The 25,615-nt window shown below is 59.3% G+C and carries 29 protein-coding genes, 1 tRNA gene and 2 pseudogenes; 17 read left to right on the forward strand and 15 right to left on the reverse strand.

The window, feature by feature from the left end:
* The 3 genes from AO388_RS27770 to AO388_RS17990 all read left to right on the forward strand — a co-directional run.
* Positions 1-154: DUF2514 family protein (locus AO388_RS27770; protein WP_153003996.1), on the forward strand; the 154-nt coding region annotated here is incomplete at its 5' end.
* 56 nt (positions 155-210) lie between these two features.
* Positions 211-390 (forward strand): hypothetical protein, encoded by a 180-nt coding sequence (locus tag AO388_RS17985; RefSeq protein WP_054070446.1) that lies wholly within the window; start codon positions 211-213, stop codon positions 388-390.
* Entirely contained in the window at positions 387-1,631 is a 1,245-nt protein-coding gene (locus AO388_RS17990) for an SGNH/GDSL hydrolase family protein (RefSeq protein WP_058416869.1), read from the forward strand. Before AO388_RS17985 ends, AO388_RS17990 begins: the two co-directional genes overlap by 4 nt.
* Positions 1,632-1,930: 299 nt before the next feature.
* On the opposite strand, the gene arsH is transcribed toward AO388_RS17990, so the two are convergent.
* From arsH to AO388_RS18020, 7 genes and pseudogenes are all read right to left on the reverse strand, one after another.
* Positions 1,931-2,650 (reverse strand): arsenical resistance protein ArsH, encoded by a 720-nt coding sequence (gene arsH / locus AO388_RS17995; RefSeq protein ID WP_442963824.1) that lies wholly within the window; start codon positions 2,648-2,650, stop codon positions 1,931-1,933.
* A 14-nt stretch (positions 2,651-2,664) separates the two neighbouring features.
* Complete coding sequence (locus tag AO388_RS18000) at positions 2,665-3,135, reverse strand: arsenate reductase ArsC (RefSeq protein WP_058416871.1); 471 nt, start codon at positions 3,133-3,135, stop codon at positions 2,665-2,667.
* Positions 3,136-3,145: 10 nt separating this feature from the next.
* The gene (locus tag AO388_RS18005; RefSeq protein ID WP_058416872.1) at positions 3,146-4,435 is read right to left on the reverse strand and encodes an arsenic transporter; all 1,290 of its coding nucleotides are present in this window, start codon (positions 4,433-4,435) and stop codon (positions 3,146-3,148) included.
* Positions 4,436-4,454: 19 nt separating this feature from the next.
* Entirely contained in the window at positions 4,455-4,805 is a 351-nt protein-coding gene (locus AO388_RS18010) for a metalloregulator ArsR/SmtB family transcription factor (protein WP_058416873.1), read from the reverse strand.
* Positions 4,806-4,881: 76 nt separating this feature from the next.
* Positions 4,882-5,061 (reverse strand): annotated as a pseudogene (locus tag AO388_RS30370) (transposase domain-containing protein); the annotation flags it as partial.
* A 51-nt stretch (positions 5,062-5,112) separates the two neighbouring features.
* Positions 5,113-5,259, reverse strand: a pseudogene (locus tag AO388_RS30060) (transposase); the annotation flags it as partial.
* Between the two features lie 236 nt (positions 5,260-5,495).
* Positions 5,496-5,840, reverse strand: a complete 345-nt coding sequence (locus AO388_RS18020; protein ID WP_058416874.1) for a hypothetical protein — start codon at positions 5,838-5,840, stop codon at positions 5,496-5,498.
* A 515-nt stretch (positions 5,841-6,355) separates the two neighbouring features.
* Between AO388_RS18020 and AO388_RS18025 the strand changes: the two genes are divergently transcribed.
* Entirely contained in the window at positions 6,356-6,646 is a 291-nt protein-coding gene (locus tag AO388_RS18025; RefSeq protein WP_044307997.1) for a hypothetical protein, read from the forward strand.
* Between the two features lie 152 nt (positions 6,647-6,798).
* Here the strand turns inward: AO388_RS18025 and AO388_RS18030 are convergent, their stop codons facing one another.
* Positions 6,799-7,176, reverse strand: a complete 378-nt coding sequence (locus AO388_RS18030; RefSeq protein WP_044307998.1) for a YceK/YidQ family lipoprotein — start codon at positions 7,174-7,176, stop codon at positions 6,799-6,801.
* Positions 7,177-7,355: 179 nt separating this feature from the next.
* On the opposite strand from AO388_RS18030, the gene AO388_RS18035 reads away from it, so the two are divergent.
* From AO388_RS18035 to AO388_RS30065, 5 genes are all read left to right on the forward strand, one after another.
* Positions 7,356-7,994 carry an isochorismatase family cysteine hydrolase gene (locus AO388_RS18035; RefSeq protein WP_003370729.1) on the forward strand — a complete coding sequence of 213 codons (639 nt, stop codon included), beginning with the start codon at positions 7,356-7,358 and terminating at the stop codon, positions 7,992-7,994.
* Positions 7,995-8,220: 226 nt separating this feature from the next.
* Positions 8,221-9,234 carry an isopenicillin N synthase family dioxygenase gene (locus AO388_RS18040; RefSeq protein ID WP_054080971.1) on the forward strand — a complete coding sequence of 338 codons (1,014 nt, stop codon included), beginning with the start codon at positions 8,221-8,223 and terminating at the stop codon, positions 9,232-9,234.
* A gap of 1 nt (position 9,235) precedes the next feature.
* Entirely contained in the window at positions 9,236-9,622 is a 387-nt protein-coding gene (locus AO388_RS18045) for a VOC family protein (protein WP_003370733.1), read from the forward strand.
* A gap of 149 nt (positions 9,623-9,771) precedes the next feature.
* Positions 9,772-10,530: a lytic polysaccharide monooxygenase auxiliary activity family 9 protein gene (locus AO388_RS18050; RefSeq protein WP_058416875.1), complete on the forward strand. Its 759-nt coding sequence runs from the start codon at positions 9,772-9,774 to the stop codon at positions 10,528-10,530.
* A gap of 263 nt (positions 10,531-10,793) precedes the next feature.
* A complete protein-coding gene (locus AO388_RS30065; protein WP_003370737.1) occupies positions 10,794-10,982 on the forward strand; it encodes a hypothetical protein in 189 nt (62 codons plus the stop codon).
* 290 nt (positions 10,983-11,272) lie between these two features.
* On the opposite strand, the gene AO388_RS18055 is transcribed toward AO388_RS30065, so the two are convergent.
* The 6 genes from AO388_RS18055 to AO388_RS18080 all read right to left on the reverse strand — a co-directional run bounded on the left by AO388_RS18055 (position 11,273) and on the right by AO388_RS18080 (position 16,405).
* Positions 11,273-11,358 (reverse strand) — tRNA-Leu (locus AO388_RS18055).
* Positions 11,359-11,523: 165 nt separating this feature from the next.
* A complete protein-coding gene (locus AO388_RS18060) occupies positions 11,524-12,594 on the reverse strand; it encodes a DNA topoisomerase IB (RefSeq protein ID WP_058396871.1) in 1,071 nt (356 codons plus the stop codon).
* Between the two features lie 89 nt (positions 12,595-12,683).
* A complete protein-coding gene (gene modC, locus AO388_RS18065; protein ID WP_003435470.1) occupies positions 12,684-13,772 on the reverse strand; it encodes a molybdenum ABC transporter ATP-binding protein in 1,089 nt (362 codons plus the stop codon).
* Between the two features lie 3 nt (positions 13,773-13,775).
* A complete protein-coding gene (gene modB / locus AO388_RS18070) occupies positions 13,776-14,456 on the reverse strand; it encodes a molybdate ABC transporter permease subunit (RefSeq protein ID WP_003435467.1) in 681 nt (226 codons plus the stop codon).
* Positions 14,457-15,224: a molybdate ABC transporter substrate-binding protein gene (modA, locus tag AO388_RS18075; RefSeq protein WP_003370745.1), complete on the reverse strand. Its 768-nt coding sequence runs from the start codon at positions 15,222-15,224 to the stop codon at positions 14,457-14,459.
* 101 nt (positions 15,225-15,325) lie between these two features.
* The gene (locus AO388_RS18080; RefSeq protein WP_058416876.1) at positions 15,326-16,405 is read right to left on the reverse strand and encodes an NAD(P)H-dependent flavin oxidoreductase; all 1,080 of its coding nucleotides are present in this window, start codon (positions 16,403-16,405) and stop codon (positions 15,326-15,328) included.
* A 135-nt stretch (positions 16,406-16,540) separates the two neighbouring features.
* Here AO388_RS18080 and acuR point away from each other — a divergent pair, with 135 nt between their 5' ends.
* Both acuR and acuI read left to right on the forward strand, forming a co-directional pair.
* Positions 16,541-17,200 carry an acrylate utilization transcriptional regulator AcuR gene (gene acuR / locus AO388_RS18085; RefSeq protein WP_058416877.1) on the forward strand — a complete coding sequence of 220 codons (660 nt, stop codon included), beginning with the start codon at positions 16,541-16,543 and terminating at the stop codon, positions 17,198-17,200.
* Between the two features lie 49 nt (positions 17,201-17,249).
* Positions 17,250-18,233, forward strand: a complete 984-nt coding sequence (gene acuI / locus AO388_RS18090; protein ID WP_046719349.1) for an acrylyl-CoA reductase (NADPH) — start codon at positions 17,250-17,252, stop codon at positions 18,231-18,233.
* Positions 18,234-18,238: 5 nt separating this feature from the next.
* Here the strand turns inward: acuI and AO388_RS18095 are convergent, their stop codons facing one another.
* Positions 18,239-18,703, reverse strand: a complete 465-nt coding sequence (locus tag AO388_RS18095; protein ID WP_046719350.1) for an antitoxin Xre/MbcA/ParS toxin-binding domain-containing protein — start codon at positions 18,701-18,703, stop codon at positions 18,239-18,241.
* A gap of 212 nt (positions 18,704-18,915) precedes the next feature.
* Here AO388_RS18095 and AO388_RS18100 point away from each other — a divergent pair, with 212 nt between their 5' ends.
* The 6 genes from AO388_RS18100 (at position 18,916) to AO388_RS18125 (ending at position 25,610) form a co-directional block, all read left to right on the forward strand.
* Entirely contained in the window at positions 18,916-19,881 is a 966-nt protein-coding gene (locus tag AO388_RS18100; RefSeq protein WP_003370754.1) for a site-specific integrase, read from the forward strand.
* Positions 19,882-20,215: 334 nt separating this feature from the next.
* On the forward strand, positions 20,216-20,608 hold the full coding sequence (locus tag AO388_RS18105; protein WP_046719352.1) for a cupin domain-containing protein: 393 nt from the start codon (positions 20,216-20,218) through the stop codon (positions 20,606-20,608).
* A complete protein-coding gene (locus AO388_RS18110; RefSeq protein WP_054080964.1) occupies positions 20,601-22,100 on the forward strand; it encodes a methionine--tRNA ligase in 1,500 nt (499 codons plus the stop codon). Before AO388_RS18105 ends, AO388_RS18110 begins: the two co-directional genes overlap by 8 nt.
* A 14-nt stretch (positions 22,101-22,114) precedes the next feature.
* The gene (locus AO388_RS18115; protein ID WP_054080963.1) at positions 22,115-23,269 is read left to right on the forward strand and encodes an NAD(P)/FAD-dependent oxidoreductase; all 1,155 of its coding nucleotides are present in this window, start codon (positions 22,115-22,117) and stop codon (positions 23,267-23,269) included.
* Positions 23,266-24,246, forward strand: a complete 981-nt coding sequence (locus AO388_RS18120) for an ABC transporter substrate-binding protein (RefSeq protein WP_054080962.1) — start codon at positions 23,266-23,268, stop codon at positions 24,244-24,246. The genes AO388_RS18115 and AO388_RS18120 overlap by 4 nt, the downstream gene beginning before the upstream one ends.
* 44 nt (positions 24,247-24,290) lie before the next feature.
* The gene (locus AO388_RS18125; RefSeq protein WP_054080961.1) at positions 24,291-25,610 is read left to right on the forward strand and encodes a lysine N(6)-hydroxylase/L-ornithine N(5)-oxygenase family protein; all 1,320 of its coding nucleotides are present in this window, start codon (positions 24,291-24,293) and stop codon (positions 25,608-25,610) included.
* Positions 25,611-25,615 lie beyond the last annotated feature (5 nt).

Below are 25,615 nucleotides of genomic sequence, written 5' to 3' on the forward strand. Positions count from 1 at the left end.
CCGCGCCGCCATGGTGCTCTCCGACCTGCTCGGCCGGGCTGACGCGCGAGCGGGAGAGCTGGCAAAGGCTTATGACGAATCCCGAATAGCCGGCCTGGCGTGTAACCGCTTTGTCGATGAGCTATCCAACACCACCAACCAAGCCAGGCCGTAGGCCGCCGGGGAAGTACTGTGCAGACAGCAACGAAGCAAGAAACCTACGACCGCACGATGAAAGTGACGTTGGCAGTGAAGGCGAACGGCGGGTCGGTGACGGTCCAGATCCAGGCCGGTGACAACTGGATCACCACCGACACGTTATGGAAAGACGGTGGCTATCCGTTGAGCATTCCGCCCGCGACGATCCGCTATGTGCCAGCTGGTGGCGCTGCGTTTGAGGTGTACGCATGAGCCTTCTGGTCAACCCGATCCCACGCCGCCAACCGATCCGGCGCGGCCTGGGCCTGCTCGGCGACAGCTTCTCGGGCAACTGCCATACCATCGCCGCGACAGCGTTCGGTACCGAGGCTTATGGCTATGCGGCCTGGATCGCGGCGCGTACCGGCCTGTTCCCGAGCTACGTAGACAACCAAGGCAAGCTCGGCGACCACACCGGGCAGTTTCTGGCCAGGCTGCCGGCCTGCATTGCGTCGTCCACTGCCGACCTTTGGCTGCTGCTGTCGCGCACCAACGACAGCACCACGGCAGGTATGAGCCTGGCCGACACGAAAGCCAACGTGATGAAGATCGTCACCGCGTTCATGAACACGCCCGGCAAGTACCTGATCGTGGGCACCGGCACGCCGCGCTTCGGCAACAGGGTGCTGACCGGGCAGGCGCTGTCCGATGCGATCGCTTACAAAGACTGGGTGTTGAACTACGTCAGCCAGTTCGTGCTGGTGGTGAACATCTGGGACGGCTTCACCGAGGCCATGACAGTGGAAGGCCTGCACCCGAATCTCCTGGGTGCCGAGTTCATCAGTTCGCGGGTGGTGCCGATCATCACCTCCAACTTCGAATTTCCCGGCATTCCGCTGCCCATGGACGCTGGCGACGTTTACTCGGCCATCCGCCCGTTCGGTTGTCTCAATGCCAACCCGCTGCTGGCGGGCACTGGCGGCGCGCTACCAGCGGGCGTGAACGCTGTGGCCGGGTCAGTGCTGGCGGACGGCTACAAAGCCGTCGGGTCTGGCCTGACCGGGATCACGACGCGGTGGTACAAGGAACCCGCCGCCTATGGTGAGGCGCAGTGCATCGAGCTGCGTGGCAACATGGCGACGGCGGGCGGCTATATCTACATGCAACCCACGGCCAACGTGGTACAGACCAACCTGGCGGCCGGCGACGTTATCGAAATGGTGTCGGCGGCGGAAATCATAGGGTCGTCGCGCGGCATCCTGGCCTGGGAGGCTGAGTTGACCATCACCAAGATGGTCAACGGCGCGTCGTCCACGTTCTACTTTCGGTCGATGGACAAGTACCAAGAGCCGTTCACCATGCCGGCCAGCTTTTCCGGGGCATTGGAAACGCAGCGCGGCACGATTGACCTGAGTGAAACCGTGATCACCTCGCGCATGGGCCTGTACCTGGCTGCAGGCGTACCGCAGGACTCGACAGTCAAGGCCGCGCAGTTTGGGATACGCAAAATTTAGAAGGGTCGTGCGCCTCGCAATAGCGCTTCAGGCGTCTGATACTGTTCACAACTTTCGTCAGGATTTCTCACTTTGAAAGTGGGCGGCTCAGATGCGAACGCCGGCTTCGCGGTGGCGGGATTGGTTCGCGGACTCTGGCGTCCGAAGAGGATGCCCTCCAGGCTCAATCGCTCTTCTATCCTCAAGTCTACGGTCGACCATTTGAAATAGGAAGTGAGGGCTGAAGGGTAAGCGCCCAGCCATCACGCATTGCAATTGACAAGGTGTAATGGCTGACCTCCCACCCGAGCGCCGCTGGCCTAGATAGAACGTTGATTCACCCTGGCAGATAAAGCTTCCGCGCTTTCTTTCCGCTCCGAGTAGCGATCAACCAGATAGCTCTCACGGCCACGAACCAGCAGAGTGAATTTCACCAGTTCCTCCATCACATCGACGACACGGTCGTAGTACGGTGAAGGCTTCATCCGATCTGTATCATCAAACTCCAGATACGCTTTGGACACCGACGACTGATTCGGGATAGTCAGCATGCGCATCCACCGACCCAGGACACGCATCTGGTTCACTGCGTTGAAGGACTGCGAGCCGCCACACACCTGCATCACCGCGAGAGTCTTACCCTGTGTAGGGCGTACCGCACCCATGGTCAGAGGAATCCAGTCGATCTGCGCTTTGAACACCGCAGACATCGCACCGTGACGCTCGGGGGAACACCACACCTGACCGTCTGACCACAGCACCAGATCGCGCAGCTCCTGCACCTTAGGGTGATCGACCGGCGCGTCATCCGGCAGCGGCAGTCCGGACGGATCGAAGATCACCGTCTCGGCACCCATGTGTTGGAGCAGACGTGCAGCTTCATGCGTCAGCAGACGGCTGAACGACCGTTCTCTGGTCGACCCATAGAGCAGGAGAATGCGTGGTTTGATGTTCGAGTCATCTGGAAACCCCAATTTTTCAGCGCTCGGCAGATCCATCAGCGACAGATCAAGGGCTGGAAAGGCCTCGGCAGAGTCCATATCAAATTCGCTCATCACAGGGCTCCGATCCGATCCAGGGCTTGCTTCAGATCAGCACCCTGAAGCGTTTTGAGATCCAGGGTGAAGAACGCGGCGAATCGCCTCTTGATGTGTTCGACGGTCGCATCAAATGCGGCCTGAACATCCTCATCAGTGCCATTTACCTCAGACGGGTCGGACAATCCCCAATGGCTTTTGATGGCCGGGCCGAAATACACCGGACAAGGTTCGCCACCTGCCTTGTCGCACACGGTGATGACGATATCGGGTGGTGTGTCTGCGAAGGCTTCCGAGCCTTTGCTGTACAGGCCGGACGTATCAACTCCCAAGCCTTGCAGAGTGCTCACGGCACGTGGGTTGAGTTTGCCACTGGGGAAGCTACCCGAACTGATGGCTGCGAACCCGTCCGGGGCTACATGATTGAACAGTCCTTCTGACAGAACGCTGCGGCAGCTATTGGCCGTACACATGAACAGGATCTTCATAAGCTAACTCCTACGCGCTGATGCTCAAGCGCACGGCAAGTGCTGCCAGTGTCGCAAGCAGAATGGGAAAGGTGATTACGCAGCCGACCTTGAAGTAGTAACCCCAAGTGATGCGGATGTTTTTCTGAGCCAGGACATGCAGCCATAGCAACGTCGCCAGACTGCCAATAGGCGTGATCTTTGGGCCGAGGTCGCAGCCAATGACATTGGCGTACACCATCGCTTCGTGCGCGAGTCCAGATGCTCCCGTACCCTGAATCGCCAAGGCACCGATCAGCACGCTTGGCATGTTGTTCATAACGGATGACAGCAGCGCGGCAGTGAAGCCGGTGCCCAATGTGGCAGCCCACAAGCCATGGTCGGCGAACCAGCCGAGCAGCGAGCTGAGCCCTTCAGTCAGACCGACATTCTTCAGCCCGTAGATCACCAGATACATGCCGAGCGAAAACAGCACGACTTGCCAGGGGGCGTTGAACATCACCTTGCGTGTCGAGATCACATGCCCCTTCGCAGCAATGATCAGCAGCACCAGAGCGCACGCGGCGGCGACAGCACTGACAGGGATGCCAAGTGGTTCAAGGGCGAACAAACCGACCAGCAGAAGCAGTAACACCCACCAGCCCGCAATGAACGTGTGGCGGTCTTTGATGGCATCTTTGGGTCGCCGTAATTGCTCGGGCGAGTACGCCAGCGGCACCTCCTTTCGATAGAACAGCCAGAGCATGCCCAGGGTTGCAACGATGCTGACGAGATTCACTGGCCACATGATCGAGGCGTACCGAGCGAATCCGATATCGAAAAAGTCCGCAGAGACGATGTTCACCAAGTTCGAGACAACCAGCGGCAGGCTAGCCGTGTCGGCAATGAATCCGGCAGCCATCACGAAAGCCAGGGTCGCTGCTGGACTGAAGCGCAGCGCAGTCAGCATTGCGATCACGATGGGGGTCAGAATCAATGCTGCGCCATCATTGGCAAACAGGGCCGAGACCGCTGCCCCCAAGAGCACCATCAGAGCAAACAGGCGTGCGCCGCTGCCTCCACCCCAGCGAGTCACATGAAGCGCTGCCCACTCGAAGAAACCTGCCTCATCCAGCAGAAGGCTGATGATGATCACCGCGATGAACGTCGCCGTGGCGTTCCACACAATGTGCCAGACCACTGGGATATCGCTGAGCGTGATGACACCGGTCACCAATGCGAGTACCGCCCCGGCAGACGCGCTCCAGCCAACGCCAAGTCCACGGGGTTGCCAGATCACCAGTACCAGCGTGATCAGAAATATTGAAACCGCCAGCAGCATGTCAGTTCTCCAGAAACACTTAGCAGCAGGAAACCTGGCGTACCGGGCGACCTTCCATCGAAGCAAGGCGACCTTGGTCATCGCCGAGCCAGGAACGGTTAGCCTCAAGGGTCGTTTGGAGCACCTCCACTGCCCATTGAGGCAGTTCTGGATGAAGGCGGTAATAGATCCACTGCCCCTGACGGCGATCCTCCAGCAGCCCGCAGGTACGCAACTGCGCAAGGTGTCGGGAGACTTTTGATTGGTGATCGTCGAGCGCCCAGATCAGTTCGCAGACACATAGCTCGCCCTCGGCAGCGAGCATCAGCATGATCCGGGCGCGGGTTTCGTCACCGAGGCATTTGAAGAAAGTGTGGGGCTGAATCGACATGGCTGACCTGTATATTCGATTTTACGTATATACGAATTTACAGATATAATTTCCCCAGTGGAAGCAGCTTTTTTACTTACGCCGACCAAACGTGCGGAAGCAGGTCGTGCAGCTTGCTTGCTCTGTGAGTTGGCAACCGCGTCAGCACGTCCTTGAGGTAGGTGTACGGATCATGCCCATTCATGTTGACGGGCGTGCGTGGATGCTGAATTTCCAGGCAGATGCTGGAAGGCTGAGCAAGTGATCCAGCATTCAGCACCTCTGCATGCAGCGGGATGAAGGCAGGCTGGATCGCGTTGGTTTCTTGAGTGTGTAGTCGAATCCACTTGTGAAGGAGATTGGCATTGAGGCTGTAGCCCTGGGCGATATTTGCGATGGAGGCACCAGGTTCGGCGCACTCTTGGACGACCTGGGCTTTGAAGGATTTGCTATAGGTACGACGCTTAGGATGCATGAGAAATCCGCTTGATGGGCCAGAACTGGTGTCCACTCAAATTAGGTGGACACCATGGCCTTCGGCGGTAGCTTCAGGAAGGTGTGTTTGCCGGACGGTTACGCTGAAGGCTGCGTGAGAGCTAGTGAGGTGGGGATGAGGGGGAGCCCCGTCCACCAATACTCCGCTGCCGGGCTGAGCTGGATAGTGAAAGTCGCGCAGTTCGGTATACGCAAGGTGTAGGTCCGCCTTGAGCGCTACTCCAGTTCACCCCATCTTTCCGGGCTGATTCCTTCGAGCCTCATAACCTCACGATGCTGGTCGATGACGTACTTCTGCGAGTTGATTGTCGCCCAGTAATCGCAAGCGTCGCGCAGCAGATCAGATATCCGGCTGTCCGCGTCTCTCAGTTTTATCCTGAGCTTGTCACGCTCTAGCGCCGCCTCGTTGTGCATGTCGATGAGCTTCGTAACGTGCTTGCGATATCGGTCGACCTCGTCGCGCAGCAGTCTGTTTTCTTCCACCACCAGATGCGCGTGCTGTTTAAGCATCTGTTCCTCGGTGGGGCAAAACGGCCAGTCTTCGGCGTAGTCGATGTTCATGATGGGTGATTCTCAAAATGCTGTATGCGCATACAGTAGTTGAGTGGTTCGGATTTGGGGAGTGGTGTTCGTCGGCAGGACGCCGGGAAGGGGGAAAATCAGTTCCGAAATAAAAAGTAGAGTCCGCATTCCTCGGGGCCTCCAGAGGACTTTTTTTGCTTCCATTTCGGAACTAAATATCGCTACAGGCCGCAGCCTGATTGTGTTTCATGGCCGGATTGCAAATCCGCCTACGCCGGTTCGATTCCGACCTCGGCCTCCACTATTCAAAGCCCCGCAGATTAACGTCTGCGGGGTTTTTTATTGGGCGCAGATTTGTATTTTTCCATCTGATCAGGACAACTCCGGGACACTGAAATCATTCATAGGCACCGCGCTCAGCCAGCAAACAAAAGGGCTGGCTCATACACGATTGGAAAGTGGCGTGAGTTGCTTGAGTGGTCTATTAATTTCATGTGTGTCTTAACGAGGGCTCAGCCTTGGTCGGTAGAATTTCTGATTCCGAACTTCATGAAATGCGGATTCGCAAGTTGCAGAACGACATCGCCGACTCAGAGCGCCTCGGGATGCCGGTGAAATTCATGCACCTGTCTGCGTTGACATCCACCAGTCGGGAGCATCATATCGAACGACATGGCGAGTTGTTCACGGGGCAGCAGATGCTCGATTGGTGGGCAGAAGGGGATAATCGGGTGCGCTGCCGATGCGCATGCACCCCGATACTTCTGGACAGGCAGGGAAGGCCAATGACGCCTGACCTGATAGCCAATGCCAAAATGGAGTTGAAGAACTTCAAGGATTCCTGAGCTTTCGTTTGATGCTTTTTGCGCAATTGAGGCGTTTCTGCAGATACGATTCCCACCTGTGCTCCCACCATTCAAAACGCCGCAGATTAACGTCTGCGGGTTTTTTATCGGGCGCGATGAAAGTGATGGGTTCCGAAAGCCGAGCTCAGCCGCTATTTAAAGCGGCTTGCGTTGATATAACCGTATTGGTTTTGCTGATAAATCGTGTAAGGCAGGAGCAATGTATCGACGATGCCTGATAAGCCCATGTCCAGTAAAACCCACTCGGGCGCATTGGTCTTCTGATAAGCGCTACTCTGTTTGGGCTCGGCGTTCAGTTCACAGAAATCGAGCATGACCCCGCTGTAAACGCGCGGAATGGAGGAGCAATTTGATTTCCAGTCAGTGAGCTTTTCACCTGCGACGGAATCGGGTCTGAACGTAGTGTTGATCGTTCCGCACCCCGTCAAGGCAAGTGCCAGCAGTAGCATGCCATGGGTTTTCAGATGAAACCTGCCTGACGGTTTTTGCTTTACGAAACCCGGCTTCATAATAACGCTCCTTGTATTTTCGATGCGTTTAGGACGGCAACTCAGTCGCGCGAGGCACATACTCTGCACTGCCGCGTGACCGGTGCGCAGTTCTTCCATACAGATGCACTGAAGACATACAGCACGATTATTGCTTGGCAAGGCTATCCCGCCTGTCAGGCTCAATCGAGGTAAGTCCCATGAGCAAACCCCTTGTCCGCTGGCCGATCATTCCGCGCAGAACGGCGGTCATCGTTGTAGACATGCAAAAGGTCTTTTGTGAGCCCACCGGGGCGTTGTACGTAAAAAGTACTGCGGGCATCGTCCAGCCCATTCAGATGCTGCTGCAAACCGCACGGGCTGCGCAGGTGACGGTGGTTTATCTTCGCCATATCGTGCGCGGCGATGGTTCTGATACCGGGCGCATGCGTGATCTTTATCCGAATGTGGACCAGATACTGGCACGGCATGATCCGGACGTTGAGGTCATCGAAGCGCTAGCGCCTCGGTCGGGTGATGTGATTGTCGACAAGCTGTTTTATAGCGGCTTTCATAACACGGACCTGGACACCGTGCTGCGTGCGCGGGATGTAGACACCATCATCGTCTGCGGTACGGTCACCAATGTGTGTTGTGAAACCACGATCAGGGACGGGGTGCATCGAGAATACAAAGTCATCGCCCTGAGCGACGCCAACGCTGCAATGGACTACCCGGATGTCGGGTTCGGCGCTGTTTCAGCCGAAGAGGTACAGCGAATATCGCTGACGACGATTGCCTATGAGTTTGGCGAAGTGACAACGACTGCCGACGTCATCCAGCGCATTGAAAACGCCTGAAAACAGCGGGTCGAATGTGCGCAATTCTGGCCCGTTTTTCAGACCTGTGCATTCAAACCATGCGTTCTGTTTCAGACCGTTTGATCCGGTTTTAACGGTCGAACCAGCTAACTGCTTGTATGAGCGATGAATTCTTCCAGTGGCATGCTTTCTGCTCTTGCCTCGCTGACCTTCACCCTTGTTGGTGAGCCTTTCCAGCAGCGTGTCAGCGAGAGGAAACAGCCGTATGACTCTGCAATATGTGCCCATTATCAACCTGGCCCCCTATTTCTCAGAAGACCCGGACGGTAAGGCTGCCGTAGCCAAGGCAGTCAATCAGGCGTGCAGGGACATCGGGTTTCTGGTCATTACCGAGCATCAGATTCCCGGAGAGCTTATCGACAGGGTCTCGCGTTTGACCTGCCAATTCTTTGATTTGCCGCTGTCGGAAAAGCGCAAGGTAGATCGGCCCAGCCCGGAGATGGTGCGGGGTTACAGTGCGGTGGCCGAGGAGAGCCTTTCCTATTCTCTGGAGGAAAGTGCGCCGGGGGATCTCAAGGAGTCTTTCTCCATCGGGCCGAGCGATGTGCCGGATGAAGATTATTATCACAATGCCCAAGCCGGCTCGCACTTCGCACCGAATGTCTGGCCTGCGCAAAACCTGCTGCCCGGATTCAAGGAGGCTTATCAGGCCTATTTCGATGCCATGAGCGAATTGGCCCAATCGCTGATGCGCCTGTTTGCCTTGGCATTGGAGCTGGATGAATGTTTTTTCGATGACAAGATCGACCGGCATATCAGCATGTTCCGCAGCCTGAGTTATCCGGACATCAAGACCGAAGTCGAGGCTGGTCAATTACGTGCGAGTGCGCATACCGACTACGGCAGCCTGACCATCGTGCGCCCCGATAACGCGCTGGGCGGCTTGCAAGTACGTAATCGTCAAGGCGAGTGGGTCGATGTGCCGTATGTCGAGAATGGTTTTGTGGTCAACATTGGCGACCTGATGATGCAGTGGACCAACGACCAGTGGATTTCCACGCTGCATCGAGTGGTCAACCCGCCGATGACCAGCGAGCAGGACAACCGTCGACAGTCTCTGGTGTTCTTCCATCAACCCAACTACGACACGTTAATTCAATGCCTGCCAGGCTGCCTGCCGTCTGGCGCCACGCCTCGGCATGCGCCGGTGACATCAGGCGATCATTTGCTGTCCAAGTTCGTCAAGCAGACCACTTTTGGCGGTAGCAAGGTGGCCTGATATGAACTCACTGTCTTACGTCAACGTGTTCGCGCAGGACATCGTCCGCCTGAGCACGTTCTACTCGAACCTGTTCGGCTTTCGCGAAATCGAGGCCATCAGGTCACCCATCTTTCGCGGGCTGGACACCGGCAAGTCCTGCATTGGTTTCAACGCACTGGATGCGTACGAGCTGCTTGGCCTGGAAGCATTTGCAGGCAGCACGGGGTGCAGGTTTTTGCTGAACATCGACGTGTCCGACCAAGCCGAGGTGGACCGACTGGTGCCGCTGGCAGTGGCGCAGGGCGCGAAACTGATCAAGGAACCGTACCTGACCTATTACAACTGGTATCAGGCCGTGCTGCTGGACCCTGAGCAGAACGTCTTTCGCATTAACGTGATGCTCTGAAACGCTGCTGCCGAGTATGGAGTGGCGAGCGGGCCGGCTTGGTTAGCTTCCCGCACCCTTGGTTCAGGGTTTTACGGAAAAATCTACTCGCTGAACTGCTAGCTATTCCGTTCATGAAAGCAGGTCTTCAATTGTGCAACAGGCAAAGGATGCCTGATTCAATAATTGAGGATATGGACATGAGTACATCTGATAGCGCACAACCCAGACACGGCATGGTAACCAGTCCCGAATCCCGTGGTTCTTATGCCATATCCAAAGGGCTGTTGCTGGAGTGGGAGGTGGTCGCTATGGAAGGAGGCAAAAACTTTCCAGGCGAGACATTTGGTCTTGCGCACGACTTCCCTGGCGTCGATGAGCCTATTAATCTCGATCCGCCTGCGTCAGCGCCGCCGCTTGCCAACCCGCCACCAGACGGACTCATACTGAGCGGGGGGCAAGATGATCGGCGTAAATGCTTGAACCTGACGGATGTCGGGATCATTGAGGAAATAACGCAAAAAGGTCATGGTACGGCTGAAAAGTGGCCTCGGTTGAGCGTTGCGGGTGGAGACGAGTTTGAAGTTAGATGGGCGTACCATGCCGTACATGTCACACGCGGCTACCGGTGGTTTATTACCAAAGACGGCTGGGATGAAAGCAAGCCCATTAGCCGGGAGGCCTTCCAGGGAAAGAACTACGTCAGTGATAACCACTTCAAAGCGGACGGTCAAGACGGGTTGATGTGGAGCGATATCTCGCCGTTGAGTCCTTTTGATAAACACCGGGATGAGCTTCAGCCCGCAGAGATTACAAAAGCAACATTACCCAGCGATAAACACGGACATCATGTCATTCTTCTTGCTTGGATCGTCGCCGAAACCGATAAAGCATTTTATCAGGCGTTTGATGTTGATTTTGGTGAGTAAGGCTCATTCGGCCAGCAGTGTAAGCTCTGCGCCTTGATGACTCCTGGATCCGCTCTGTTTAAGATGTGGCCGCGTTCGGAGAGTGAGGCGACGGATGTGAAGGGTAGGGTGCAAGCGTCCAGCGACGTATTACCCCCGCTTATACTACAAGGCCTGCGCAGAGAAGAAATTGATGATCAGAAGGCCCGGCCTCAGCGCCGGGCTTTTTTTGCATCATGAAAAGGCTTAAAACAACCCACGTTTTTTTATGTGGAGTTTCAAGTGTGGGTCGACTTTTAGAACGATTGCTTGCCCTTGCTTTGTTTATGCCGCTGATGTTCGCAGGTGCATGGCTGGGATTCGAGATTCCTGGAATAGATCACGACACACGGACAATATTTTTCCTCGGCTGGATGATCGCGATGGCATTTGTTGTCGATCGAATCTGCACAAGTGTATTTAGGGAAAAGTAGACATTAGAGCCGGGATCTACATGACCGTGCCTGGTATCTGCTATTGCCTCGAAATCTCGCTGAATGGAACCATGGTGGCGATGAACTTTTTTGGTGTACTTGACGTACGTGGAGTGACCCCTAATCGCGGTGAGGGCGTGCAGTGCTTGAGTGCTTCAGATTTGGAGAGTGGTGTTCGTCGGCAGAGCGCCGGAAAAGGAGTTTTTTGGAGTTGCGGACCACGACTATTTTTCCGCACCAAAACAAAAAGGGCCTACCCGGCAAAATGCCCAGTAAGCCCTTCATATATGTGGTGCCCCGAGCCGGGGTCGAACCGGCACGTCCAAAGGACGAGGGATTTTAAGTCCCTTGCGTCTACCAATTTCGCCATCGGGGCGGTAGCGCCAAGAGCAGGGAATATATACACCCGGCCCCCATGAAGCAAGCTTCAAAGCGTCTCGAAGGGTGCAAGACGCTGCTTTTTTGTCTGTCAGAAATGCTTGGCAAATCATGAGGCTACGAAATTTTATTGCAGCAAAGGCTGATGCCGTGGTCGGGCGGCTCAGGCTTTGCTGTCTTTCACCACCGCATCGTTAACCACGGCCTCGACCTTGTCAGCCAGTATTCGCAGGTAGCTTGCCAGGGCGACTTCTTCCAGGCGCAGGCCTTTGCGTTGTCGGGAGCGGGGGAGTTTGGCCAGGTTGCCGAGCAGGAAGCCCTCCAGAACCGCAGGGTGGATGTAGCATTTTCGGCAGATGGCGGGGGTATTGCCCAGTTGTTTCGAGACTGCCTTGACCATGTCGACGATGTGCCGTTTGGCGTCGGCTTCTGGCTCCCAGTGCAGTTTTTGCAGCGTTGCCAGCGCCAGCGCGCTGGCCGCCCAGGTTCGGTAGTCCTTGGCCGTGAAGTCCGAGCCGGTGAGGCTTTGCAGGTAGGCATTGATATCGGATGAGGTCACTGCGTGGCGCACGCCGTCTTCGTCCAGGTACTGGAAGAGGTTTTGTCCGGGCAGCTCCATGCAGCGCTTGATCACGTTGGCCAGACGTCGATCCTTGACGCTGACCTTGTGCTCGACGCCGCTCTTGCCGCGGAATTCGAAGAGGATCTGACCGCCTTTGACCTCGACGTGTTTATTGCGCAGGGTGGTCAGGCCGTACGAACGGTTTTCCTTGGCGTACTGGCTGTTGCCGATGCGGATCAGAGTGGCGTCCAGCAATGAAATGACCGTCGCCATGACTTTTTCCCGGCCCATGCCCGGCTGGGCGAGCTGTGCTTCGATCTGCTTGCGCACTTTGGGCAGCGCATGGCCGAACTCGATCAGCCGCGAGTATTTGTCCTGATCACGTATTTCGCGCCAGCGCGGGTGGTAGCGATACTGTTTGCGCCCGCGGGCGTCGCGGCCAGTGGCTTGCAGGTGACCCAACGGGTCGGCACAGATCCACACGTCGGTGTAGGCGGGCGGCACTGCCAGAGCGTTGATGCGCTTGATCTCCGACTCGTCCTTGATGCGCTGACCGTTAGTGTCGAAGTACGCGAATTTGCCGCGCAGTACCTTGCGTGTAAGGCCCGGTTGAGTGTCGTCTACGTAATGCAGTTCACTGGCGGGCTGGCTGATGGCAGTCGAGTCAGGCATGGCTAAGTTCCAAAGGCAGTTAAAAACACTGACCTCGGCCTTTTACGGTGGTGCCGTCTATTTGCTGCGTGGCAGTTTTTTTCGAAAGGTCAGGCCAGCACCGCGACCGCCTTGATCTGCGCCCAGAGCGACTGGCCTCTGTGCAGGTTCAGTTGGTCGCTGGAATAGCGAGTGATGCGCGCGAGCAGCGGCGTGCCGCCCGCGTCCAGCTTGACCAGGACGTGCGCCGAATTGTCGGCCAGCGCTTCCTCGATCACCGTGACCGGCAAGCGGTTGAGGATGCTGCTCTGGTAATCGGGTTGCAGGTTGAGGCTGACGTCCCGGGCCTGGACCTTGATGCGCAGCAGGGTGCCGACCTGCATCTGCACGTGGGCGACGCGCATGCTCAGTTTGCTGTCGGGCAGCGTCACGGTGAGCAACTGGTAATGGTGATCATAGGCGCTGACCGTGCCTTCGATGACCACCCCCGCATCACTGCCCATCGCCAGAGGCAGGTCCAGCCGCGCCAGGGTTTCGTGGATCGGACCGCTGGCCAGCACGTTGCCTGCGTCGAGCAGTACCAAGTGGTCCGCCAGGCGTGCGACTTCATCCTGAGCGTGGCTGACGTACAGCATGGGGATGTCCAGCTCCCGGTGCAGGCGCTCCAGGTACGGCAGAATTTCACTTTTGCGCCGGGTGTCCAGCGCCGCCAGCGGCTCATCGAGCAGCATCAGCCGCGGGCTGGTCAGCAGCGCGCGTGCGATGCCTACGCGCTGGCGCTCGCCACCGGACAGCTTGTCCGGGCTGCGTTCTAGCAGGTGATCGATGCCGAGCAATTCGCTGGCCTGCGGCAGTTGAATGCGGCGCTGCTGGCGCGGGATACGTTTCATCCCGAACTCCAGATTGTCCCGTACCGACAGATGCGGGAACAGGCTGGCTTCCTGAAACACGTAGCCGATCGCCCGCTTGTGCGGAGCCAGGAAAATACCTTTTTCAGTGTCCTGCCAGACTTCATCGTGAACGCGGATGAAGCCCTGATCGGCTTTTTCCAGGCCGGCGATGCAGCGCAGGCAAGTCGTCTTGCCCGAGCCGGAAGGCCCGAACAGCGCGGTAATGCCCGAACCCGGCAGTCTCAGGTCGGTACGGACGGTGAAATCCGGGTAGGCCATTTGCAGGCGGACTTCTATCGGCGACGCCATGACTCAGCTCCATGCCGTTTTGGATTTGCCGCTGGAATACAACGCCAGCAGCACCAGAAAGGAAAAGACCAGCATCGCGCCGGCCAGCCAGTGCGCTTGCAGGTACTCCATGGATTCGACGTGATCGAAGATTTGCACTGACACCACACGGGTTTTCTCGGGAATGTTGCCGCCGATCATCAGCACCACACCGAACTCGCCGACCGTGTGCGCGAACCCGAGGATCGCCGCGGTGATAAACCCCGGCTTTGCCAGTGGCAGAATCACGTGGAAAAAAGTGTCCCAAGGGCCGGCCCGCAAGGTGGATGCGACCTCCAGAGGGCGGGTGCCGATCGCTGCAAACGCGTTCTGCAGCGGCTGCACGACGAAAGGCATCGAGTACAGAACCGAGCCAATCACCAGCCCGGCAAAGCTGAAAGTCAGGGTGCCCATCCCCAAGCTTTGGGTAAGCTGACCCACCGCACCGTTAGGCCCGAGCAGCAGCAACAGGTAAAAACCGATAACGGTTGGCGGCAGCACCAGGGGCAGGGCGACCACTGCGCCAATCGGCCCCTTCAGCCATGAATCAGTGCGCGCCAGCCACAGCGCGATGGGCGTGCCGATAATCAGCAGGATAACGGTGGTCAGCGACGCCAGTTTCAGCGTCAGCCAGATCGCCGCGATGTCGGCACTCCCCAGCGGCATTTACAGCTGGTATCCGAAGGACTTGATGATCGCGGCGGCTTTCGGGCCCTTGAGGTACTCGACCAGCGCCTTGGCAGCGGCGCTGTCCTTGCCTTTGTTAAGGATGACCGCGTCCTGCTTGATCGGGTCATGCAGGTCATCCGGTACGATCCAGGCCGAGCCGCTGGTCAACTTGCCATCCTTGTAGACCTGCGACAGGGCCACGAAACCCAGCTCGGCATTGCCGGTGGACACGAACTGGTAGGCCTGGGTAATGCTCTGACCTTCGACGATCTTGGCTTTGGTGGCTTCGGTCAGGCCCAGTTTGCTCAGCACCTGGGTTGCTGCCAGGCCATAGGGAGCGGTTTTGGGGTTGGCGATGGACAAGTGTTGATACTGATTGGCCTTGAGCACCTGGCCCTTGCTGTCGACATAACCATCCTTGGCTGACCACAGCGCCAGCGTTCCCACCGCGTAGGTGAAACGCGACCCCTTGACGGTGTCGCCTTCCTGCTCGAGTTTTGCGGGTGTCGTGTCGTCAGCCGAGAGGAACACCTCGAACGGCGCGCCATTTTTGATCTGCGTATAGATCTGACCGGTAGCGCCAAACGCAGCGACCAGCTTGTGGCCGGTGTCCTTCTCGAAGTCAGTGGCTATCGCCTGGATCGGCGCGGTGAAATTGGCCGCCACGGCGACCTGCACTTCGTCGGCAGACGCATGGGCTGCAGCAGAGGCGGCAAAGGCCAGCACGGAGAACTTGAGAATGGCGCGCAGCGTGGTCGTTCGCATGAAACAGCTCCTTGATAATGAAAACGCACGCCATCGAGATAAGGGCGTTTCGCTATATAGATAAATATATAGCGTCAGCCTGTTGTTCTGAAAGCACTGTTTTATTGCGGAGACAGAATTTTCAGCGCGTTTTCAGCCAGTTGCCGCGTCAGTTCGGTGGCCCCCAGCTGATGTTTGATACCGACTGCCTGGCCTGCCCAGAGGTTCACAAAGTCACTGCTGCCCAGTTTTTCCGCCTGCGCGCGCAGCGGCATCAAGGCACCGCCCGCCAACGGAAATGCCGGGGCGAGCGGGCTGATGGGGCCTGCCTCGCGCATGATCCGGTTGACGATGCCTCGCGCCGGGCGCCCGGTGAAGAGGTTGGTCAGAGCGGTCTGGCTGCCCGAGGCATCGTATAGCGCCTGTCGATGCAGGGCGCTGACGCTGGCTTCCGGGCAGAATAGATACGCGGTTCCGACCTGTACCGCCGAAGCGCCCAGGACAAATGCTGCTGCGACCCCGCGACCGTCTGCAATGCCACCTGCGGCGATGACCGGGATGCTTGTCGCGTCAGCGATTTGCGGCACCAGCGCAAAGGTGCCGACCTGTGTGTGCAGTTGATCGCTGAGAAACAGCCCCCGATGGCCGCCTGCTTCATAGCCCATGGCAATGACCGCATCGCAGCCGCGTCGCTCCAGCCAGATCGCTTCCTCGACTGTGGTGGCTGACGAGATGATCTTCGCACCGGTGGCCCGGACCCGATCCAGTAACGATGGCTGCGGAAGGCCGAAATGGAAACTCACCACTTCCGGCCTCAATCGTTCGATCAGCGTGCAACTGTCACTGTCGAAAGGCGCGCGGTTGGAGACAGGTGTTGGCGCATCGAAATCGGCACCCAGTTCCTCGTAATACGGCTTGAGCGACTGCTTCCAGCGTTCAGCACGCTCGGCATCGTCGGCCGGAGGCTGATGGCAGAAGAAATTCAGGTTCAGCGGGGCGTTGCCGGTCTGCTGTCTGAACGTCGCCACTTCCTGATCGATTTTCTCAGGGGTGAGCATGGCGCAGGGCAATGCCCCCAAGCCGCCAGCCTGAGCCACAGCAATGGCCATCTGCGATCCGCTGGCGCCCGCCATGGGGGCTTGCAACAGGGGCAGTTCGATGGCGAACAGGTCAATGATGCGGCTATCTGGCCATTGGCTCATGGGATTCTCCGGCAGGCATTCGGCAAACGCTCATTGAGCGCGAGAATGGTGTGAATGGCAAACGCAACGGCGAGCGTCGACAAGCCGACAGGGCCATTCGGTTGACATAAAAAACGATCGGTCTACTATTCAGGCATGACTCAGCCAACTAGCCCACTACCCACTCCCTCACTCGCCAGGCCCCGGCGTCCCGGCCGGCCGCCGAAGGTTGATCGCGATAACCTCGAGACCCGCGAGGCGCTGTTGCGCCGCGGTCTGGAAGTGCTCACCGAACAGAGCTTTTCGGCCACGGGGCTGGATTACATCCTCAAGGAAGTCGGCATTCCCAAAGGCTCCTTCTATCACTATTTCCCCAGTAAGGAAGCCTTCGGCCGGGCGGTGCTGGATGAGTACGCGCGCTATTTCGCACAGCGGCTGGACCGCTGGCTGCTGGATGAGGCGCTTTCGCCACTGGAACGACTGGTCGGCTTTGTGCAGAGCGCCAAGGGCGGTATGGCGCGACACGACTACCGACGCGGTTGCATGGTCGGCAATCTGGGCCAGGAAATCAGTCTCTTGCCGGACGGATTTCGAGAGGTACTGGAACAGACGCTGCTGGACTGGCAGTCAAAGCTGGCGGGCTGTCTGAGGTCTGCGCAATCAATGGGCGAATTGGCTGCAGACGCTGATTGCGATGAGCTGGCCGCGTTTTTCTGGATCGGCTGGGAAGGCGCAGTGCTGCGCGCCCGGCTGGTCAAAAGCGCTACACCATTGAACACGTTCATTGCCGGCTACCTTCGTGGTTTGCCGCAATGATTTCTCTTCAGGGCTATTTAAAGACGATCAGTCTAAATTGGAGGCGCATATGTTCAAGGGCATCTTGATCGATAAGGATGAGGCGGGCTACCACGTCAATCTGACCGACATCGACGAAGCGCGGCTGCCCACGGGCGACGTGACGATCGACGTGTCGCACAGCACGCTCAATTACAAGGACGCGCTGGCGATCACGGGTCAGAGCCCGATCGTGCGCAGCTTTCCAATGGTGCCGGGTATTGACCTGGCCGGTACGGTTGAAGCCAGCGATACCCCTGAGTTCAAGGTCGGGGACAAGGTTCTGCTCAATGGCTGGGGGGTCGGCGAAGGGCATTGGGGCGGCCTGGCGCAGAAGGCCCGGCTCAAGAGCGAATGGCTCATTCCTCTGCCGCAGGCCTTCACGCCGGCACAGGCAATGGCCATCGGCACGGCGGGCTACACCGCGATGCTCAGTGTCCTGGCACTGGAAAAGCACGGTTTGACGCCAGACCATGGCGATGTGCTGGTCACCGGCGCCAATGGTGGGGTCGGCAGCTTTGCCATCGCCATCCTCGCCAGGCTCGGCTATCGGGTCATTGCCTCCACCGGGCGGGCTTCGGAAAGCGAGTACCTGCAGCAACTCGGCGCGGCACAGATCATTGACCGGCAAACCCTCTCGCAGCCTGGGCGACCGCTGGCCAAGGAGCAATGGGCGGCGGCAGTCGACTCTGTCGGCAGCCATACACTGGCCAATGTGTGCGCCGGTATTCGTTATCGCGGCGTGGTGGCGGCCTGTGGTCTGGCGCAGGGCATGGAGTTTCCGGGTTCGGTTGCGCCGTTCATTCTGCGCGGTGTCACGCTGGCGGGTATCGACAGCGTGACCCGCCCGCGCGCGGACCGGCTGGAAGCCTGGTCGAGGCTCGCGAGCGACCTGGACATGTCGTTGCTGCCGCTGATCAGCCGTGAAGTCGGCCTGAGCGAGGTGATCGACCTCGCGCCGCAATTGATTGCAGGGCAGGTTCGTGGGCGGATCGTGGTGGATACTGCACGCTGAGTGAATCACGGCGCGTCAGCACTGGCACACTCGAGTGCGACCAGTGCGCGATGCACTTGCGTCGTGCCGAGCCCGGTTTCGCATAATTGCAACGGCGTGCGACCGCCGAGTGACGTGTTGCGCGTAACCAGCCATTGGCCGGCACGCTCGGGCGTTGCAAACACCTGCAGAGCGTGGCTGGCAATCATCGCCACACGGTCCAGGCGTTCGGAGGCCACCAGGTCCAGTGACTGCTGCTGGCGCTGGCGCCGTTCGAGGGTTGAAATCGATGCGTTGAACAGCGCTTCCATTTGCCGGGGACCAAGGGCCAGCGCGTCCCGCACTGCACGGATCCAGCGCGGCGCAAAACCCGCCTGAATGTTCGTCAGGCGTTCGGCTTCGCTGCGCTGACTGAGCTGGTAAGTCAGCAACCAGAAACTGGCCGCCGCTTCACGACGACCACTTGTTTTGCTGGTAGAGGACGGAATCAAGGTACGCGCCGACCTTCGGTGGCGGAAAGGACGGCAAAGGCTATCTCAAGCGACACGTTGTTCAAACACCACGATGTTACCGGGCGTTGCCTGACGGCGCTGCAGCGCAGGTGTCGCGCCAGAGCCCCCGTGCTAAAGTCGGTCGCCTGAATACGAATGAAAAGCGCCGTGGCTGTTGGCACGCGCTTGCACCAGAAAAGGCGTCGCTCCCTATGCCGCACGACCCTCACACCGACCAGGACGCACGTATTGTCAGCCAGCCTTCGCTGCCCGACGTCAACAAGCCGCTGCGCCTCTACCTCGACCGCCTGGCACCTTCAAGCCGCCTGACCATGACCTACGTTCTGCAGGATGCGGCAGACCGGCTGGGCATGGCTGACGTCGATATTCATGATATTCCCTGGCACACCCTGCAACCTGGCCACGTTACCGCGCTGGTCGCAACGCTGCGTCAGGATGACTATGCGCCCAATACCACCTCGCTGTATGTGAACGCTATTCGCGGGGTGATGAACGAAGCCTGGCGGCACGACCTGATCAGCCACGATCAGTTGTTGAAAATCCGCTCGATCAAACCGGTCAGCGGCACGCGATTGGTCAAGGGCCGCAACATCCGTCGCACGCTAATTCGCGAGCTGATGGAAGCCTGTGCTGCCGACCCCAGGCCGCAAGGGCGTCGCGATGCCGCGATCATTGCCATTCTGTATGGCTCGGGGATGCGCAAGTCCGAGTCGGTCAACCTCGACCTTTCCCAGATCGATTTCGCCGAGCGCAGCCTGCGGGTGCTGGGCAAAGGCAACAAGCAACTGATCAAGTACGCCCCCGAATGGGCCTTCAAGGCGCTGAACGACTGGCTGGCGTTGCGCCGGTCGTGCCTCCCGCCGGGGCAGGGCGATGACCCGTTCCTGTTCAACCGGATCCGCCGTGGCAGCCATATCACCCGCGACAGAATCACCAAACATGCCATTTACTTCATCGCCAAGCAGCGCGGGCGGCAAGTGGGCGTGAACATCATGCCCCACGATTTTCGACGTTCGTTCATCACCCGGGTGATCGAAGAGTTCGATCTGTCGATTGCCCAGAAGCTCGCGCACCACACGCACATCTCGACCACCGCCAGTTACGACATGCGCAGTGACAACGAGCGGCGCAACGTTGTGGACGGGTTCGACCTTTGAGCAAAAAAAAAGCCACCTCGCGTAAACGGGGTGGCTTAAAAGATCTAACCAAAGGAGTGATGAAGCAGAGCAGAGATTCACCGGCATCGCGACGCGGATTCGCGGGGCCGGGAGAAATGTTCGTTCATCGCCGGCAACGTTAACACCGCCGCTCCCGATTCAGTTATCAGCGTTATCGATAGCCGTCATTGTCAAAAAAAATAGGACGGTGGGCCTGCCTGCGGATTGCCATCCAAAAAGTGGATAGTTCGACCCTGAGGTATCCGGCAATCGGATAGCCAACAATTGGCAACAATTTCATGCTTTGCCGCACTTGAAACGTACGGGACTGAGCATGGAAAAGTTCGATATACACCGTAAAACCCGATTCGACTCGTTGGTACAGGAGTACGGTCTGGATGGCAGCCGCCTGCTGCCGTGGGAAGGCTATCCGATGCCGTTTGCTGGCGGCTGGTGCGTGGTCCGTCCGGGCACCTGCAGCGAAGCACACACACAAATCGATCAGGAAATCTTCATCGCCATCAAGGGCAGTGCGCGTCTGGTTGTCGGTGACAGGGAGATGGATTTCAGCGTCGGCGATATCGCCGCCATTCCGAAACACACCAACCATTACGTCATCAACGACTCCGCCGAGGACTTCCACTTTTATGTGGTCTGGTGGGACATGAACTACGTCAACGCGTTCGTGGCGCAGCACAGCGAGACCACGGGGTGCCTCGATGAGTAAGTTCATCGTCACCATCACGCCACCGACCCCCAACGGCGATTTGCACATAGGCCATATCGCCGGGCCGTTTCTGGCCGCTGATGTGTTTACCCGGGTGCAGCGCCAGCGCGGCCACGAGTGTGTGCTGGTGTCCTACTCCGACGACTACCAGTCCTACATGCTGCGCAAAGGACTGGAGCAGGGCGTCGACCCGGTCGAGCTGGCCAGGTGCAATTCCGACCTTATCGAAGCTTCTCTGACGGCCATCAACATACAGCCCGACAACTGGATGCGCCCGCACGACAATGCGTGGTTCGCCGAAGCGGTGGGTGAGGTGTTCAGTGCGTTGCGTGATGCCGGCGCAATCGAATGTCGGGATTCCAGCGAGCCGTATTGCCCTGATTGCGACGTCTGGGGCTACGAGGCCTTTGCCCGGGGCAACTGCAATTACTGCGGTGCCGAGTCCGACGCCAGTCAGTGCGAGAACTGTGCTCAGGCCCCTGACGCCGAGCTGATGACGGACTTGCGCTGCAAGCTCTGCGGTCAGCCCTCGCAATGGAAAACCGTCCATCGCGCGTTTCTGAAACTGGCCGGGTTCAAGCCGCAGTTGCGTGACCGCCTGCTGGGCCAGTCATGGCGCAAGCCGCTCGACAGCTGGTTGCGCGACAGCCTGGAGCACTTGCATGACTGGGGCGTCACGCGTCCAGGCGACGGCGGGCTCGACCTGCAGGCCGACGGCTCGTGCCGGGTGCACACCTGGTTCATGGGGCTGGCAGGCTATATGGCGGCATTTCGGGAGTACGCCGACAGCGTCGGGCGTCCGGAGCTGTTTCGTCAGTACTGGCAGTCGGGGCAGGGCACGCTGGTGCACTTTCTCGGCTTTGACTGTGTGTTCAGCCACGCCATCGTCTACCCGGCACAACTGTCGGCGCTGCGCGACATCAAGGTCCGCCAGCGCTTCATGCCCAATCAGTTTCTCAAGCTGGACGGCCTGAACCTGTCGACCAGCCGCAACCACGCGATCTGGGTCGGTGACCTGGCCCGTGAAGCCTGCGCCGACAGTGCGCGCCTGTATCTGGCGAGTATCGCGCCGGAAGAAAGCGAAGGTGATTTCCGCCTGGCGCAGTTCCTCGCATGGCGGACAGAGGTGTTCAGCGAGTTTTTCCCGGCCTTGCTGGACGCTGGAAGTAATCGTGACGACCACTGGTGGAGCGGCCTCTGCGGGGCAGACGCCGGACTCCTGGAAGCGCTGCGCTTGCAATGGAGCAAAGCCTCGGAGCCTGCGCAGTTTTCGATGAAACGCATGGCCCAGGTGCTGCTGGACGTAATCGCCATCACTCGCGCGCGTTTGGCCGAAGGTCGTCCGGTCAGCCATCTGGCGGCATTCATCGCGGTGCTTGGCAAGGCGCTGATTCCGGACATGTCAGCGCAGATCATCAGCGCGTTCGGACTGCCCGAGGCCCGCGTCCACGCCACGCTGATGAACGGCCCGGCCGCTGAATACTCCATCTGAACGGATTCACGACAATGCTCATCGATTATGAGATAGCGGTCATTGGCGCGGGGATCACCGGCGCCAGTATCGCGGCGAAGCTGTGCAGCGCCGGTGTGTCGGTCGCGCTGATCGACAAGGGCGCAGCCGGCGGCCTGGGCGCAAGCGGTTATTCCGGTGGCCTGGTTCGTCTGTATGACAGCGATCCGTTGCTGATGGAGCTGGCGGCCTATTCCATCAGCCTGATGAACGACGGGGTTTTTGCGAGCACTTACGCCACTGCGTTGCGGCGTACCGGGGTGATTTACCGGGCGGCTACGGACCAGCTGGATAACCTGCACCGCGCCATCGACCAGTACGGCAGCGAACGCTACCCGATGCGCCTGCTGTCAGGTCACGAGCTCGATGGCCAGCGCTACCCGCACTGTCCGACGCTGGAACGCGTCAACCTGTTCGAGCCGCGCGCCTGCGTCGGCAATGTGCGCCAGGCCGTCGCCGCGCTGTGTCAGTCAGTACGCCAGCAGGGCTTGCTGCTGGAGCATCGCGAGATCAAGTCCATCGACTGCCGTGCGCCCGACCTTGTGCACATCGACCTGGGCAGCGCCACGCTGCGTTGCCGCGCCGTGGTGGTCGCTGCCGGTGCCTGGAGCCAGCACCTGGTGCCGCACTCGGGGCTGGAAGCACGCTCGATTCCCCTGGCCCGGGTGCTGACCGAAGGCGACTGGTCAATGCCGGTGATTGATGCGGTGAGCCAGAGCTACGGCATACCGCTGACTCGGCATATCGTGCAGACCGGCTGTGGCGCGCGTGATAGCGGCCTGTGGCCCGAGCACCTTGCGCAGTCTGACGCACGGCATGCCGAGGACGCCTGCAAGCGCGTCGCCCAGTTGTGCGCCTCGGTCGGCAAGCCGCACGTGCTCGATGTGTTGCCCGGTTTCGACAGCTACAGCGCCGACGGTCGGCCGATGCTGGGGTTCTGCGCCGAGCGCAGCCCGGTGTATCTGGCCGCAGGCATGTCCGGGCTGGGCTTCAAGTTTGCGCCCGGCGTGGCGCACATTGCGGTCGAGCAACTGCGCAGGCATCTGGCCGGAGCTGACCGCGCTTGCTCTGGCTGGTCGGCATTGTCGCCAGGCAGGGCGATGCCGGGCTTTTCAGTCCAAGGCCTCGCGCTGGCGAGCGTGCAGTCATGACGTCTTCGATCGAATCGCGCCTGCCGGGCTTGCGAGTCGGGGTCAGCGCTCTGTTCGACCCCGACGACACGCCGCATGCACGGACCTTATTGAGGGCGCTGGCGGTGGCGCGCAATGGCATGCCGGGGCTCGAGCGGGTGCAGTGGCACTTTCTCGACGACGCTGCCGATGCCGTTCGCGGTGCCGATGTGGCCCGGCAAATGGTCGACTGGAAGGCCGATCTGGTCATCGGTCATTTCTCTTCGGATGCCGCCGTCGCTGCCGCGCCGCTGTATCGACACGCCGGCATTGCCCTGCTGACCCCCGCGGCGACGATCGATTGCCTGACTCTGGAGCATGACAACGTCTTTCGTTTCTGCCCCTCTGACCGACAACTGGCGGCGGAGCTGGTCAGCTGGCTGGCGACTCGTCAGTGGCCGCGCGTGCATGTTCAGGCCGACGACAGTGCTCACGGTCGGGCCTTGTGCTTCGCCATCAGCGCGGCACTGGCCAGTGCCGGTTTGCAACGTGTCGACGAGCTCGACCAGGCCGATGTCGAGGTGTTTGCCGGACGCCTCAAACCCAGTCGCGAGCGCTGGCAAGCGCGGCGGCAAGCGGGCAGTACGCGACCGCTGGTGCTGACCGACGACGCTGCCTCGCCGTATCTGGGGCGCGCCGCAGCGCACGACAGTAACACCTTCGTGATCGGCTTCGGAGCCCCCGACAACGCCGGACATTGCTGTCAGGCCCAGGCACTGCACCGGTCACTGTTCGCTGCCGAACCGCAGACTTACTTTCGCGAAAGCCTGCTGATGCTTTACGTGCTGGCCGAGGTGGCCCGCGGCGGTCTTCGCGCCCTTCAACTGCCGGAAGCGTTTCGGCACAGCACCTTCAACACACCGCTGGGCGCGGTCAGCTTCGATCAGGGCGAGCTGCGCAACGCGACGACCTGCCTCTGGACGCCAGGCCCCACCGGGCTGAGCCGCATCACCTCATAGCACCCAAAACACCGCTTTACACCAACTCTAAGGACAGGAACTTCATGGGTAACTCGACACCACACACCTTGCATTCGGACGCCGTCTGTATCGGCTTCGGTCCGGCCGGCATCGCGCTGGCCTGCGCGTTTGCCGATGCGCGGGAGGCCAATGACCCGCTGGGCGCGCTGTCCGTTCGCTATCTGGAGGCCGCGCAGGACAGCCAATGGCATCGCGAACTGCTGCTGGCCGGAACGGACATCAACCATCACGTATTTCGCGATCTGGTGACCCCGCGTAATCCACGCAGCCGCTTCTCGTTCGCCATGTACCTCAAGGAACACGGGCGAATGTTCGATTTCGGCCTGCTGGGCCGCCCGGCCAGTCGCCATGAATGGTCGGACTATCTGGCCTGGGTCGCCGCACAGGTGGACAGTCAGACCTGCTTCAACACGCCGGTCACAGGCATTGACCCGGTGCTGCGTCACGGACGCCTGCATGAACTACGCGTATGCACGCCGGATACCAGCTTCACGACGCGCAATGTCGTGCTGTCCAGCGGCAGTGCGCCGCGTATTCCGCACGCGTTCCAGGCGCTGATCGGCCCGACGCTGTTTCACACGTCGCAGTTTCTGAGCCGCCTGCAAGCCTTTGGCGAGCAGTTGCCCAAGCGCTGGCTGGTGCTCGGTTCGGGGCAGAGCGCCAGTGAATCGGTGCTGGAACTGGTCAGCCGCGACCCCAACATCAAGGTGCATTCAGTGCATCGCTCGGCTGGTTTCAAACTCACCCAGTTGGGCCAGTTCCCCAACCGGGTATTCGCTCCGGATCACGTCGATTATTTCCATAGCCTGGACCCCGCCGCGCGGCAGCGTTTTCTCGACTGGAGCCGCTCGACCAATTACGCAGGGATTGATCCGGACGAAAGCCAGAAGCTGTTTTCGTTGATCTACGAAGACGCCATCGCTGGTCGCAAGCGCCTGCAGACCTACGCCTACAGCGTGATCAGCGCCATCGAGCCCGTCGCCGAGGGCTACCGGGTCGAGCTGACCGACACGTTCAGCCAGCGCACTCAGGTGCTGGAGGTCGACGCCGTGGTGCTCGGCACCGGGTATCAGCACTACCTGATACCCCCGTTGTTGAGTGGTTTGCAGCCATGGCTGCAGGCCGATGTCGACGGGGGGCTGCTCATCGATCGGGATTATCGGGTCGCCACTCAAGGCGAGTGTGACGTGAATATCTGGGTCAACGGTCTTTCCGAACGCAGTCACGGAATCAGTGACAGTCAGTCGTTTTCACTGATGGCGTTGCGCGCCGAGCGTATCGCCACGGCCCTTCAGGAGGTTGTAGCACCGGCCGCCGAACCCTTGCTGGCACAGTGGAAGTGAAGCCC

It is taken from the genome of Pseudomonas sp. ICMP 10191 (genome assembly GCF_001467335.1).
GTDB classification, from domain to species: Bacteria; Pseudomonadota; Gammaproteobacteria; order Pseudomonadales; family Pseudomonadaceae; genus Aquipseudomonas; species Aquipseudomonas cerasi.

Bases quoted from the DNA above. Each gene is read 5' to 3' on its own strand.
- AO388_RS17985 (WP_054070446.1), top strand. From the start codon at position 211: ATGAAAGTGACGTTGGCAGTGAAGGCGAACGGCGGGTCGGTGACGGTC.
- AO388_RS17990 (WP_058416869.1), top strand. From the start codon at position 387: ATGAGCCTTCTGGTCAACCCGATCCCACGCCGCCAACCGATCCGGCGC.
- arsH (WP_442963824.1), bottom strand. From the start codon at position 2,650: ATGGACTCTGCCGAGGCCTTTCCAGCCCTTGATCTGTCGCTGATGGAT.
- AO388_RS18000 (WP_058416871.1), bottom strand. From the start codon at position 3,135: ATGAAGATCCTGTTCATGTGTACGGCCAATAGCTGCCGCAGCGTTCTG.
- AO388_RS18005 (WP_058416872.1), bottom strand. From the start codon at position 4,435: ATGCTGCTGGCGGTTTCAATATTTCTGATCACGCTGGTACTGGTGATC.
- AO388_RS18010 (WP_058416873.1), bottom strand. From the start codon at position 4,805: ATGTCGATTCAGCCCCACACTTTCTTCAAATGCCTCGGTGACGAAACC.
- AO388_RS18020 (WP_058416874.1), bottom strand. From the start codon at position 5,840: ATGAACATCGACTACGCCGAAGACTGGCCGTTTTGCCCCACCGAGGAA.
- AO388_RS18025 (WP_044307997.1), top strand. From the start codon at position 6,356: ATGCGGATTCGCAAGTTGCAGAACGACATCGCCGACTCAGAGCGCCTC.
- AO388_RS18030 (WP_044307998.1), bottom strand. From the start codon at position 7,176: ATGAAGCCGGGTTTCGTAAAGCAAAAACCGTCAGGCAGGTTTCATCTG.
- AO388_RS18035 (WP_003370729.1), top strand. From the start codon at position 7,356: ATGAGCAAACCCCTTGTCCGCTGGCCGATCATTCCGCGCAGAACGGCG.
- AO388_RS18040 (WP_054080971.1), top strand. From the start codon at position 8,221: ATGACTCTGCAATATGTGCCCATTATCAACCTGGCCCCCTATTTCTCA.
- AO388_RS18045 (WP_003370733.1), top strand. From the start codon at position 9,236: ATGAACTCACTGTCTTACGTCAACGTGTTCGCGCAGGACATCGTCCGC.
- AO388_RS18050 (WP_058416875.1), top strand. From the start codon at position 9,772: ATGCCTGATTCAATAATTGAGGATATGGACATGAGTACATCTGATAGC.
- AO388_RS18060 (WP_058396871.1), bottom strand. From the start codon at position 12,594: ATGCCTGACTCGACTGCCATCAGCCAGCCCGCCAGTGAACTGCATTAC.
- modC (WP_003435470.1), bottom strand. From the start codon at position 13,772: ATGGCGTCGCCGATAGAAGTCCGCCTGCAAATGGCCTACCCGGATTTC.
- modB (WP_003435467.1), bottom strand. From the start codon at position 14,456: ATGCCGCTGGGGAGTGCCGACATCGCGGCGATCTGGCTGACGCTGAAA.
- modA (WP_003370745.1), bottom strand. From the start codon at position 15,224: ATGCGAACGACCACGCTGCGCGCCATTCTCAAGTTCTCCGTGCTGGCC.
- AO388_RS18080 (WP_058416876.1), bottom strand. From the start codon at position 16,405: ATGAGCCAATGGCCAGATAGCCGCATCATTGACCTGTTCGCCATCGAA.
- acuR (WP_058416877.1), top strand. From the start codon at position 16,541: ATGACTCAGCCAACTAGCCCACTACCCACTCCCTCACTCGCCAGGCCC.
- acuI (WP_046719349.1), top strand. From the start codon at position 17,250: ATGTTCAAGGGCATCTTGATCGATAAGGATGAGGCGGGCTACCACGTC.
- AO388_RS18100 (WP_003370754.1), top strand. From the start codon at position 18,916: ATGCCGCACGACCCTCACACCGACCAGGACGCACGTATTGTCAGCCAG.
- AO388_RS18105 (WP_046719352.1), top strand. From the start codon at position 20,216: ATGGAAAAGTTCGATATACACCGTAAAACCCGATTCGACTCGTTGGTA.
- AO388_RS18110 (WP_054080964.1), top strand. From the start codon at position 20,601: ATGAGTAAGTTCATCGTCACCATCACGCCACCGACCCCCAACGGCGAT.
- AO388_RS18115 (WP_054080963.1), top strand. From the start codon at position 22,115: ATGCTCATCGATTATGAGATAGCGGTCATTGGCGCGGGGATCACCGGC.
- AO388_RS18120 (WP_054080962.1), top strand. From the start codon at position 23,266: ATGACGTCTTCGATCGAATCGCGCCTGCCGGGCTTGCGAGTCGGGGTC.
- AO388_RS18125 (WP_054080961.1), top strand. From the start codon at position 24,291: ATGGGTAACTCGACACCACACACCTTGCATTCGGACGCCGTCTGTATC.